14 protein-coding genes are annotated in these 12,434 nt (G+C 34.8%); 3 read left to right on the top strand and 11 right to left on the bottom strand.

What is annotated here, in order from left to right; all coding sequences use genetic code 11:
- A partial coding sequence (gene metG, locus WBY99_RS10585; RefSeq protein WP_423976299.1) for a methionine--tRNA ligase subunit beta occupies nt 1-349 on the top strand: 349 nt, incomplete at its 5' end.
- A 65-nt stretch (nt 350-414) separates the two neighbouring features.
- Here metG and WBY99_RS10580 read toward each other — a convergent pair.
- Both WBY99_RS10580 and WBY99_RS10575 read right to left on the bottom strand, forming a co-directional pair.
- Entirely contained in the window at nt 415-879 is a 465-nt protein-coding gene (locus WBY99_RS10580) for a hypothetical protein (RefSeq protein ID WP_423976298.1), read from the bottom strand.
- Between the two features lie 58 nt (nt 880-937).
- A complete protein-coding gene (locus WBY99_RS10575) occupies nt 938-1,642 on the bottom strand; it encodes a class I SAM-dependent methyltransferase (RefSeq protein ID WP_423976297.1) in 705 nt (234 codons plus the stop codon).
- A 159-nt stretch (nt 1,643-1,801) separates the two neighbouring features.
- Here WBY99_RS10575 and WBY99_RS10570 point away from each other — a divergent pair, with 159 nt between their 5' ends.
- Complete coding sequence (locus WBY99_RS10570) at nt 1,802-2,278, top strand: DUF962 domain-containing protein (protein WP_423976296.1); 477 nt, start codon at nt 1,802-1,804, stop codon at nt 2,276-2,278.
- 105 nt (nt 2,279-2,383) lie between these two features.
- Here the strand turns inward: WBY99_RS10570 and WBY99_RS10565 are convergent, their stop codons facing one another.
- From WBY99_RS10565 to WBY99_RS10525, 9 genes are all read right to left on the bottom strand, one after another.
- On the bottom strand, nt 2,384-3,082 hold the full coding sequence (locus tag WBY99_RS10565; protein ID WP_423976295.1) for an SAM-dependent methyltransferase: 699 nt from the start codon (nt 3,080-3,082) through the stop codon (nt 2,384-2,386).
- A 220-nt stretch (nt 3,083-3,302) separates the two neighbouring features.
- A complete protein-coding gene (locus tag WBY99_RS10560) occupies nt 3,303-3,713 on the bottom strand; it encodes a cytochrome C (protein WP_423976294.1) in 411 nt (136 codons plus the stop codon).
- 19 nt (nt 3,714-3,732) lie between these two features.
- Nucleotides 3,733-3,993: a hypothetical protein gene (locus WBY99_RS10555; RefSeq protein WP_423976293.1), complete on the bottom strand. Its 261-nt coding sequence runs from the start codon at nt 3,991-3,993 to the stop codon at nt 3,733-3,735.
- A 49-nt stretch (nt 3,994-4,042) separates the two neighbouring features.
- A complete protein-coding gene (locus WBY99_RS10550; RefSeq protein ID WP_423976292.1) occupies nt 4,043-5,035 on the bottom strand; it encodes a cytochrome c in 993 nt (330 codons plus the stop codon).
- A 9-nt stretch (nt 5,036-5,044) separates the two neighbouring features.
- On the bottom strand, nt 5,045-6,796 hold the full coding sequence (locus WBY99_RS10545; RefSeq protein ID WP_423976291.1) for a cbb3-type cytochrome c oxidase subunit I: 1,752 nt from the start codon (nt 6,794-6,796) through the stop codon (nt 5,045-5,047).
- Nucleotides 6,797-6,845: 49 nt separating this feature from the next.
- Nucleotides 6,846-7,280, bottom strand: coding sequence for an RrF2 family transcriptional regulator (locus WBY99_RS10540; RefSeq protein WP_423976290.1), 435 nt, complete (start codon nt 7,278-7,280; stop codon nt 6,846-6,848).
- A gap of 101 nt (nt 7,281-7,381) precedes the next feature.
- A complete protein-coding gene (locus tag WBY99_RS10535; protein WP_423976289.1) occupies nt 7,382-8,248 on the bottom strand; it encodes a DUF72 domain-containing protein in 867 nt (288 codons plus the stop codon).
- A 137-nt stretch (nt 8,249-8,385) separates the two neighbouring features.
- On the bottom strand, nt 8,386-10,041 hold the full coding sequence (locus WBY99_RS10530) for a ribonucleoside-diphosphate reductase subunit alpha (RefSeq protein WP_423976288.1): 1,656 nt from the start codon (nt 10,039-10,041) through the stop codon (nt 8,386-8,388).
- A gap of 490 nt (nt 10,042-10,531) precedes the next feature.
- Nucleotides 10,532-11,506 (bottom strand): ribonucleotide-diphosphate reductase subunit beta, encoded by a 975-nt coding sequence (locus WBY99_RS10525; RefSeq protein WP_423976287.1) that lies wholly within the window; start codon nt 11,504-11,506, stop codon nt 10,532-10,534.
- A 409-nt stretch (nt 11,507-11,915) separates the two neighbouring features.
- Between WBY99_RS10525 and WBY99_RS10520 the strand changes: the two genes are divergently transcribed.
- On the top strand, nt 11,916-12,434 hold a 519-nt coding region (locus tag WBY99_RS10520), incomplete at its 3' end, for an ABC transporter ATP-binding protein (protein ID WP_423976286.1).

Here is a 12,434-nt window from a genome sequence, read left to right as displayed (position 1 = left end):
TCCTAAAGCCAACCCGATGAAAGAAGAAATTCAATTTGATGATTTCACAAAAATAGATCTAAGAACTGCAACAATTCTTACTGCAGAAAAAGTAGAAAAAGCAGACAAACTTTTGAAATTCTCTGTAGATACGGGAGTTGATGTTAGAACTGTGGTTTCTGGTGTTGCAGAAAGTTTCACGCCGGAAGAATGTGTTGGAAAACAAGTGATGATTTTATTAAATCTTGCACCAAGAAAAATCCGCGGAATAGAATCGCAAGGAATGTTGCTTTTAACCAATAACGCAGAAGGAAAATTAGTATTCGTAACGCCGGATGAAACAGTGGAAAACGGAATTGAAATCGGGTAAAAAGATTTTTAAATATTTTTAAAATAAAAGACCTGAAGTAATTTTTCAGGTCTTTTAATTTGATTTTAGTTTACATACAACTTAATTGAGCTATATTCTTCATCGGTATTCTCAAAATAATAGTTAAAAGGATATTTCATTTTTCTCCATCTCACGCCGATAACAAAACCATTATCTTCTTTTACCCAAACAAAATCTTTGTCTTCAAGATCCAATTGCGCAAGATCTCTAGTTGAAGTTGGTAATTGAATTGAAACAGTTTCTAACTCACTTTCTTTGTTATAATAAACAACAATTTTACTTCCACTATCATTTTCAAAATGGTAAAAATGCCCGAAATCATATTCTTTTTCACTTGTAAGTTGATAATCCATTTTTTTCATAAAACCCACTGTATTTTTGTACTTGATCCCATAAGCAATCTCTTGAATTCTAGCCAAATTCGGATCTTTAAAATTTTCCTGCGCATAAAACACCGAAAAAACGAACATAAAGTTCATCAATAATAATTTGATCAGCAGATTTTTCATAATTTTAAGTTTTTTTTTATTTTTTAATGTCCTTTTATATTTAATCAAAGCAGATTTTTTATTTTTTCACCAATCTCGCCAAGTAAGAATCTTCTTCCTGAAGAATTTTTTCAATTACAAATCCGTTATTTTCCGCAGCTCTTTTAAAGGTTTCAAAATCCAAATATAACCATTTTATCGGTTTTTCGGTATCTAATTTATAATGTACAAAATAATCAACTTCACCGTAATAATGATCAGCAGGAACCGAAACTCCACCATCTTCATCGCGATCATACATATAAAGAATGTCAGTGCTGTCGATTAAAATTTGCCCGTTGTCATTTAAAAGGGAAAATAATTTTTCCAAATAAATATCAATTTTATCTAAACTTTCGAAAATTCCGGTTCCGTTCATTAATAATAAAATCGTGTCGAAAGTTTCGCCGGGAAATTTCAAAATATCTGCACACAAAATATTTTTCACACCTCGCAATTGGCAAACTTCAATTGATTTTGGAGAAATATCCAAAGCGAAAACTTCCAATTTTTTTTCATTTTGAAGATACAAACTATGAGAACCGGCTCCTGAACCAATATCTAAAGTTTTTCCTTTTGAAAGTTCCAACGCATTTTGCTCGATTAAATTCATCTCCTCAAAACCCCGAAAAAAATATTCAACCGGCAATTCATCAATTTCCGAAATGGAAGTCTCTGTCAACAAGTCGTCTGCACTTTTGTTGTGATAATAGTCCCAAATTGCCTGTCCCATTAAATCTTTCATTCCTAATAAATTTTGGCAAAAATAAGCAAATTCAAAACAATGTTTTTTTTGAAATCAGTATTCATTTAATCAAAAAATTACGTTTTCAAATATTCGCTTTAAAATAAATCATTGCATTGAAGCAAAAATTTAATAATTTAGATTCAAATTTTTACAATCATGAGAAAAATTGATCAACTTTTCAACGAATATGCAGAAAGTCATCAAAATCATACGAATAAAACCATTCACTGGATTTGCGTTCCATTAATATTTTGGTCGATTTTAGGATTTATTTCGCTTATTCCGGCGCCGCATTTTTTCTTGAAATATTTCGGAGCAATAAGTGTAGTTTCCATTGTTGCCGTTGTTTTGGTAACTCTTTATTATCTCAAATTATCTTGGCGAATCGGACTCATCATGATTTTTATTATGTTATTAATGGAACATTTCGCTTACTTTATCAATGTAAAATTTCAATATCAATCGTGGATTATTTTTGTTGTAATTTTTGTTCTTTCGTGGATTGGTCAATTTTACGGACATAAAATCGAAGGCAAAAAACCGAGTTTTCTAAAAGATTTGCAGTTTCTTTTAATCGGTCCGATTTGGTTGCTCCATTTTATTTTGAAAAAATGGAATCTTAAATATTCATAAAAAAAACCGAAAATTGATTTTTCGGTTTTCTATTATATAAAAATAATTTTCAATACGTTAAAGGGAAAATTCTCCTTTTCTGAAAAATGTATAATTGCACAATTATTATTTTCCTAAAACAAATACTGCGGGAATTTTATGAAGTTCCGGTTTATTTTTCTGCCAATCTTTAATGGTGAAAGTTTTAATAAATTCATCCTTCGAATCATTAATATTTGCGGCGATACAGAGCTTGGTGTGCGGCGAAAGAACTTTACACAAATCATCAAAAAGAGGATTATTGCGATAAGGGGTTTCCATAAAAATCTGGGAATATCCCGTAGAATTCACTTGATTTTCCAGCCATTTAATCTTCGCTTTTTTCTCTGATTTTTCGATAGGCAAATATCCATGAAATGTAAATTCCTGCCCATTAAAACCACTCGAAATCAAAGCCAAAATAATCGACGAAGGTCCATTTATCGGAATTACTTTTACACCATTTTCATGACACCACATCACCATTACGTTTCCAGGATCTGCAATACAAGGCAAACCAGCTTCTGAAAGCAACCCGAAATCCTGACCTTTTTTCATCAACATTTGTGCTTCCTGCAGATCCTTTCTTTCTGTATTTTTATCCAAAAGAAATAATTTCAAATCTGCTTGTTTTTTTTCGGGCGCGAAAAACTTAATGATTTTTCTTGCCGTCTTTTCATTTTCAACGAAGAAGTAATCGGTCTTTAAAATATATTCTTTAATCGCAGGTGCGAAATAATCAATTGGCGAATTTTCTGATAAATAAGCGGGAATGAGGAATAGCATAAAAATAAAATTTTGTTGTACCGTTTTTCGACTGACATGATGAATCTGCCAACTATTGGCTGTGATTATTTCAGAACTTTTACCAGTCGTGTCAAATATATTGATTTGTTTTTTAATTCTCTTTCCAATTGCCTACATTATTTGCAAAAAAATAAGCAGCGCTATCATATAATATACGAATTACTTATTGAAACAACAGATTTTTATTTTTACATTTAGTTTAATTCATACCACTGAAATAGGTGATTAAATAATAGGCACCCCAACCAGCAATTAATATAATAATAATCCACATCCAAACAGGAACAGTTTGTGGCGTTTCACTTCCTTCAATCACGAAACTTTTTTGATTTCCTTTGTCGTACGCATTAATCATTAAAGGAAGAATGCCATCAACAATATCATCATCACTCAGTCCTTCAACACTAATTGAGGGACCATTTTTAACGGTGAAATTTATTTTCCGAATTCCTTCTCGACCTGTCGGCGACTTGCTTACTATTTTCAAAACATGATCTCCGTCGGATAATTTCGAGGTATCAAAATCAAATACAATTGGAGTTTCTAGTTCTGCAAGTGGTTTTACATCATCATCAATAAAGAGGAAAACGGAACTTCTATCTTGAGTCATCTTCTGTTTTTTTAGTGGATTAATTTAAAATAGAATTCTTAATATGGTCTTGTTCTTTTTCTCCGGGTTTCACCAAATACTTTAATGAATAAACGAAAGTAAAAATGGTAAGCACTGCGATGACTGCGACAATAATCCAATCAAAATCACCTCGTGGTCCCACTCCATGGGTAAAGTTTCTCGTTACTTTTGGCTGTTGAAGTTTACAAGCGTCGCAGGCTAAGGCAAAATTCATCAATAATAAAAAAAAGACGATTGCGGTATTTCTAATATTTTTCATTGGTTTGATTTAATGTTTGTAATTATTCAAAAGCAATTAATATATTCATTTACTTCATCTGAGCCATCACTGCTTTTACTTGTTCTAAAGTCACCGGTTTGGCATTATTCCCCCAAGAAGATCTTTCATGATTCATAATTGCAGTAACCATTTCTGGGGTAAAATTGGCATTTTTCCCAACCGCAGGCATTGGTCCGTATCCTGGTCTTCCCGTATAGCCCGTCATAATGATCGTCGCGTAAACCGAAATATCATCACCAGTAACGATAGGACTACCTTTCAGTGGAGGGAAAGCTCCTGGCAATCCTTCACCCGTAGCTTGGTGACAACTTGCACAATTGGCGGTGAATAATTCTCCACCATCTGGTAGCGCATCTGCACCACCTCCACCAGCTGTTTTCTTCACTTCTGTTTTATAAAGGAATTCTTGAGGTTTGACACCTTCTGGTAATTTGGTTTGCTTCAAACTTAATAGGTAAGCTACAAGTTGAAGCGCTTTCTTAGTAGGAACGATTTTTACAAATTTATTTTTAAGAAATTCTGGTGGAACTTTAACTTCGATATCTCCTTTATCTAAATAGTCTTTTTCTTCAAAAAGAAAAGCAAAAGAAGGCATTATTGATTCCTTCACCACTGCTCTCGGTTGGTACAAATGTAGTAATTGCCAATCGCTGCTTGGCTGTCTTTCACCAATCGTCGTTAAATCTGGACCTGTTCTTTCGGATCCTAATAAATTGGCAGTATTTCTCCAGAAATCTGTTCGATGATTCCCTGCATAATCTGCGGGAATACTTGGTCTGCTTCCAAATACTTTATCCATTTCCACTTCTCGAACCTGTTGTGTATGGCAAGCAATACAACCATTTTCGACATAGACCGCTTTTCCGGCAAGTTCATCTTTGGTTAAAGGTTTTGAATCGGGAAGCGGTTTATAAATTTGCTGATTGGTTAGAGCAGGCAGAATCGCAATCTGTAACGTAAGGAACAGAAATAAGATTAGGGATGACCAGAACAACGTTTTATGATTATTTAAAAATTCCATTATACCAAATTATTTTGTTGGGATGTATTCTGCATTTTTGAGCTGTCTTTTTGCTTCCAAAATTTCTGCGGGTGTTTTTGGAATGATGACCTCTTGTTTTTTATTGACCATTTTATAGAAATTATAGGCAAAAACAAAGTGAGAAATCCACATCATTGTTCCACCAATTGCACGCCACAACCAATACGGAGCCATTAGAACCACACTTTGAATAAAGGGTTTATTGTCCATCCAAAGCAATCCTTTTTGTGTGGAGCCAATCATCAATGATACAGTATAGAACAATAATCCAATTAAGGCTAGCCAGAAGTGAATGCCCACCCAAATTTTGGGTGGTTCTTTTCCAGTAATTCTTGGAACTAAGGTGTAAATAAATCCCCAAAGCATAAAGGTGATAATTCCGTACATCGTTAAATGCGAGTGAGCGACCGTGAAATCGGTAAAGTGCCAAATCAGATTCGTAAATCGAAATGCTTCTACAGTACCCTGCATCGAGCCTGTGAAATAGAAAACAATACCTATTAGATAAAATGGAAGCGTATAAGACGTTTTTACCTGGTACCAAGCTCCATTAAAAGTAAGTAAAAAGTTGGCTGTTCCTGCAACAACCGGAATCACCATACCAACACTTGCCACAATAGCAACCGTTTGCATCCACCACGGAATAGCACTGAATATAAAGTGGTGACTTCCAATTAAAGTGTAGAATATAATCTGTGTCCAAAAGGCCAGGATTCCTAAACTGTAAGAATAAATAGGTTTATTAAGTTGTTGAGGAAGAAAATAATACATCAAACCTAATGTTAAAAACATAAACCACATTCCTACTCCTTGGTGCATATAGTACCCTTGCACAATGGTTTCCGCTAATCCATCTTGCCAAATCGGAACATAAGCCACCGTCAAAATCACAACTACATACATCATCGCAGCGATAATATACCAGTTCGAAACGTAGATTTCTTTGGTTACACGTGTTGCTACTGTCATCAAAAAGTTATAAAGAGAAATAACGATTCCCGCAGCAAAAATTGCCATAATCGGCCAAATATATTCACGGTATTCGCCTCCAGCATTATTCATTCCCGCCATTAATGAAATAGTTCCTGCCAATACCGCAACATTCATTAAGATTAACGTGTACCAACCTATTTTAAGACTGTAAATCTGCACATTACTTACGCGTGGAATTACATAATAAGAAAGTCCTACCATGGCAAAAGAAGCCCAGCCCCAAAAAACCATATTGGTGTGAACAGGACGAAGTCGCCCAAAACTCAACCAACTCACATGGTCAGCGTCTGGTGCAACAAATTTAATTCCCAGATATTCGCCAACGGTGGTTCCAAAGAGTAACCAAAAAATGGCAAAACCAATAAAATAAAGAATCAACTTTGCTAACTCTTCCGAAATATACTTCTGTGGAACGAAGTTTTTTTTGTGAGGAATAACCCGTAGTTCTTCAATCTCATTGATGTTATGAATAATCCCTTTTTCGTCTGAAGGTGGGATTTTACCAGAAAGCTCATTGTGTGGAAGTTGATAAGCTTCCTCGATTTTCCTTTTTTCGTAAAACGCTACATCTTCCGATGAAAGATTTTCTAATTTTTTATTGAATTCAAAAAGCTTATGACGGTTACGCAGGTCTTTGTACGTACCATAAGTCTTAACGACGGCGATCAGTAAACCAACAAGTACAGGTATTAAAATAAGCAGTACCGTAATCTGAATTCCTGATTCCCCAAATATTGAATTATTCATATGGAAATATTAAAAGATAAATTTGTCCTTTATTATAGTAGAAAAAAAACTATCGCTTCAAAAATGTCACCCCATCAGAAACTTCTTCTGCTAAAGACCGCAAAGAAGTACTGCTTAAAGTCACTCTCATTTCTTCCCGAATTTTTATAAAATTAAAATGCATCGGACAAGGCTTTTGTCCATCACATCTCCGAAGACCAAGAGTACAGTTTTCAAAAATCCCATCACCATCCATTGCTAAAACAATGCTTAGGAGCGAAACTCTATTTAAATGATCATCTGTTATAAAAAAACCTCCTGTAGGACCTTTTAGGGAAGACAGTATTTCGGTTTTGGTTAATTTCTGTAAAACCTTCGCCATAAATGCTGGCGGAGAATCGGTATGTTTTGCAACTTCTTTTAAACTTACTTTATGATTTTTGATGGAATGTTTAGCAACATAAATGGCTGCGCGAATCCCATACTCACATGATTTTGAAAACATATCCTTCTTAGTAAGAACAAATATAGAAAAAAAACAATAAAAGACAATATCGTCTTCTATTATTTTTCATTGAATTTTAAAAAATGAAATCAAATTTTAATTTACGCCATCAAAGGGACATGAATGTTCATTTTGAATTCTATATTAATTGCCTCAATAAAATGAGCCGATAAAAGCGGAGATGCTTTTTCGATATTTTGATGGACAAAAAAATACAGATTTTCTAAACCTTCTTTCTCCCAAATTTTAATGCGCTCCACCCAATCGTCAAGTCTTGTGTAATCGCTATCTACATTGGCGCCAACATAACGTATGAACGCAGTAGGCGTAGTCAATCGCATGTGCAACATATCTCTTCTCCCCGCAGTATCTACGATAATATTGGTGATATGGTGCTTTTCAAAAAGATCCATTGTTTTGTTGAAAACTTCTTCATCTGCAAACCATTCACTATTTCTCAATTCGATAGCGAGTGGAACTTCTTTTGGCCAATCCTGAACAAATTTTTCCAATCTCTCATAATCCTTTGGTTTAAAATTATCATGAAGTTGTAGAAAAACCATCCCTAATTTTTCATCAAAATTTAAAACAGAAGTCGCAAACTGAGTCACAACATCGGTGATATTCAACAACCTTCGAAAATGCGAAACGGTATTTGGAATTTTCGGGAAGAATTTAAAATCAGAAGGAGTTTTATCTTTCCAAGTCAGCACTTGTTCTGGTGAAGGCATTCCGTAAAAAGTAGCGTTCAACTCAATCGAATTAAACTGGGTAGAATAATAAGACAATTCATCTTTTGTTCCTTTTGGATAAAATCCTTTCAAATCGGTCTTGTTCCATTTGGCGCAACCAATAAAAACATTAAATTTCTTGGATTTATTTTCCTTCAAAATCTCTTTAGTTCTTGGATGATCTTTAGGAAGGGTAAAATCAATTTGCGATGGGTCTTCAACTTGTCCGAATTTCATAATTGAGGTTGATTTAGAATTAGTGGTTTAAAGTTATGGAATTTAGATTTTATCCGCTAACCTTTAAAACTATTTTAATAAAAAACCACAGAAAATTTCTGTGGTTATTATCTTTATTCTTTATTCTTTTCTCTAAATTACGCTTCGCAACTCGAACACGTCACAAAGTTCACCATCAATTCCTTAGAAACCGAAGAACTTCTTTGGTAATACAAAGTTTTTACTCCTTTTTTCCAAGCTTCGATATAAAGATAATTCACATCTTTTACTGGCATGGTCGATGGAATCTGTAAGTTCAATGATTGTGCCTGATCTATATATTGTTGTCTTTGTGCAGCTTGCGAAATAATTTCCATCGGAGAAATTTCACGGAAGGTCTTGAATACCGCTTTTTCGTCGTCGGTTAATTCTTTCAAATTCTGAACAGAACCGTGATTCAACATAATGGTTCTCCAAGTGTCTTCGTTGTCGATTCCTTTTTCTTGAAGTAATTTTGCGAGGTATTTATTTTTACGCATAAAGTTTCCTTTTGCTAAACCTGCTTTGTAATAATTCGAAGCAAATGGTTCGATTCCTGGTGAAGTTTGTCCTAAAATAGCAGAACTCGAAGTCGTAGGTGCAATAGCCATCGTCGTGGTATTTCGCATTCCATAGCCTTTCAATAATTCCGGTTCACCATAAATATTGGCTAATTCCTGAGAAGCAATAATTGATTGTTCCTTGATTTGTCTGAATGCTTTTGCATTAAACTGTGTCGCTTCAAAACTTTCAAACGGAATCCTATTTTTCTGCAAATAAGAATGATATCCTAAAACTCCCAAACCAAGCGCTCTATGACGTAAAGCAAAATTTCTCGCTCCTGTCAAATAATAATTCCCTTCAGTTTTTTCAATAAATTCTGATAAAACGGCATCTAAAAAATAGATTGCCAATTTCACCGCATCAGTATCTTTCCATTCATCGTACAACTCTAAGTTCATCGAAGAAAGACAGCAAATAAAAGACTCCTCAGCACTTGAAGGCAACATAATCTCTGAACACAAATTACTCGCATTCACAGTCATTCCTAAATCTTTATAAACTTGTGGTTTATTTCTATTCACATTATCGGTAAAGAAAATATAGGGTAAACCTTTCTGCTGCCGACTTTCAAGAACTCGCGCCCAGATTTTACGTTTGTCCATATCCCCATCGATCATATCCTGCATCCAATAATCTGGCACGCAAATTCCGGTGAACAAGTTCTGAATCGGACTTCCAATATCTTTAATCGACAAAAACTCTTCGATATCTCCGTGGTCAACATCCAGATATGCAGCAAAAGCACCACGTCGAACACCACCTTGCGAAACCACGTCCATTGCGGTATCATACAATTTCATAAAAGAAACGGCACCCGAAGATTTCCCGTTATCGGTTACGGCTGTCCCACGGTTTCTGAGTTCTCCGAAATAGCCGGAAGTTCCACCACCAATTTTCGTCTGCATAATTACTTCACCTAATTTATGGGTAATTCCTTCGATATTATCTGGCACGTGTACATTAAAACAAGAAATCGGCAATCCTCTTTCAGTTCCCATATTTGCCCAAACTGGCGATGAAAAACTGATCCAACCTTTGGTAATCATTTCCTCGAAAGCAGGTTGCAATTCAGGTTTATATAATCTTTTCGCCGCAGCGGTGGTAATTCTTAAAATAGCACCTTCTACAGTTTCGCCTTTCAAGAGGTACCCTCGATTTAACATTTGTTCTGACTCTTCGTTCAGCCACCAAATCTTGTCTTGTTCTTCCATATTCTCTTTCTGTAAAATGTATTTTAATTAAATTTTTAGAAGCAAAAAAACCTTCGCTTCTTATTGAATTCTGTCCCGCTTTCCGCTATATCTTTTTTGTCATTGCGAACAAACAGAAGCAATCAGTTGAAGATTTTCGCAATCGCAATAACAAAAAAGGATGCCGCTTCAATCGGGGCTATTAATTTCTGTCGTTTTTTTGTTCGAAGGTTCGTCATTGCGAGGAGTTGCGAGGAATAAAGCAAAGCAATCCGTTTAAATTATTTCGAACCTTCTTTATTAAGATTTCGCACCTTCGGCACTTTTTCTTCTGTTCTATTCTTGCTTTCATCAGGCTTCACCCAATGCTATTGATTTCGCCACTTCGTGATTATTCAATTTTCTACCAATAGTTCACGGCTCTGCCGCTTTTCTGTTTCCCAATTCTATACTCTTTTTGCCATTCAGTCCTAAAAACTTCGGTCTTCCGACTTCAGCCTTCTCACTTTTTCTAAAACAAATCGTTTTCCGTAATACTCTTATCGTGTTTGGTATAATCTACCGGTCTTTTGGCGAAGAAATCATCCATTGAATTGGCGAAAACTTCTTCTTCAAACCAAATCATCGGGCGGTATTCTTCGGGGGAAATATTATAGCGTGTTTTCATATTGATCTTCTTCAAACTGTCATCTACACGAAATTTCATAAAGTTCAATAAGTTCTCTTTGCTTACATTATCGATTTCGCCCATTTCGAAAATCCAGTCTAGAATTTCTTCTTCTACATTAATTGAATGATCGACTAAAGTATAAATATCTTCAATATCAGAATCGGTTAAAAGTTCCGGTTGTTCTTCACGGATTTTATTGATCAGATAAATCCCGGCATTGGCATGAATCTGCTCATCTACGGAAGTCCAGGCGATAATATTGGACACATTTTTCATATACCCTTTGAATCGTGTAAATGATAAAATAATCGCAAACTGAGAAAACAAAGAAACATTTTCAATTAAAATACTGAACAATAATAAAGAGGACACATATTCTTTTTGCGACGTAGAATTGGCATGTTTCAAAACATTAGAAAGAAAATCGATTCTTTTTTTGATTGCCGGAATTTCGATAACTTGGTTGAAAGCATCATTGTATCCTAAAACTTCGAGCAAACGAGAATAAGCTTCGGAATGGCGAAATTCGCATTCTGCAAAAGTAGAACCTAGACCGTTGAGTTCTGGTTTCGGCATGTGATTGTAAAGATTTCCCCAGAAAGTTTTTACAGAAACCTCAATCTGTGCAATTGCCAAAAGTGCATTTTTAATCGCATTTTTTTCATGAGGTTCTAACTGAGAGTGGAAATCCTGGACATCAGCCGTAAAATCTACTTCTGAATGAACCCAAAATGACTTATTGATGGCTTCTACAAATTGTAAAATTTCTGGATATTCAAATGGTTTATATCCAATTCTTTTGTCAAAAACTCCCATAGTAAAACTTAATTTTAGATCACTTTTTAAGAAAAAGCGAATTATATAACGAAATGATTATTAGCAATTTGCAACACATAACCGTCCTAAAAACGGAGAAACTTCTCTTTAATGCGTTCTGTACAAAAATAGGAAATGAAACCTTACGAGGAAAGCCGATATCATTAATTCACTGACTATAAGCGGCAAAAGTTTTCCACAATCACACAGACCTTGCCCTGTTGTTGCATTTGCTCTAACACTAAATGTGATTGCTTTACTTACTGCCAATTGTCATTAAACAAAATGTAAAAAACACATATCCGAAAAGGAACTACAGTTAAACATTCAATATCTAAAAAAGAAAAAAAACACTTTGTAACAAACAAATTAAATGTTCTACCTATTAAAGAAATAAATCCTCCACCTGATGTTAGTAATTAAAGACCTCAATAAATCATACGATACTGGAAAGAGTAATCTTCATGTTCTAAAAGGAATTAATCTTTCTATTGATGAGGGGGAATTTGTTTCAATCATGGGAAGTTCCGGTTCTGGGAAATCTACCTTACTCAATATCATCGGGATTTTAGATGAAAAAGATTCTGGAATCTATGAACTTGACGGGATTGCGATTGAGCATTTATCCGAAATAAAAGCCGCAGAATACCGAAGTAAATTTCTAGGATTTATCTTTCAGTCTTTTAATTTAATTGGCTACAAAACGGCGTTAGAAAATGTCGCACTTCCACTCTATTATCAAAATGTTCCCAGAAAAGAAAGAAACCAAAAAGCATTAGAATACTTAGAAAAAGTTGGGCTTGCTGATTGGGCAACGCATTTGCCAAATGAAATGTCCGGTGGACAAAAACAAAGAGTCGCCATTGCCAGAGCTTTAATTACAGATCCAAAAGTAATTCTTGCAGATGAACCCACAGGAGCACTAGAT

This window comes from Kaistella sp. (assembly GCF_049588135.1).
GTDB lineage: Bacteria > Bacteroidota > Bacteroidia > Flavobacteriales > Weeksellaceae > Kaistella.
This window is presented reverse-complemented; position numbering and strand designations above follow the sequence as displayed.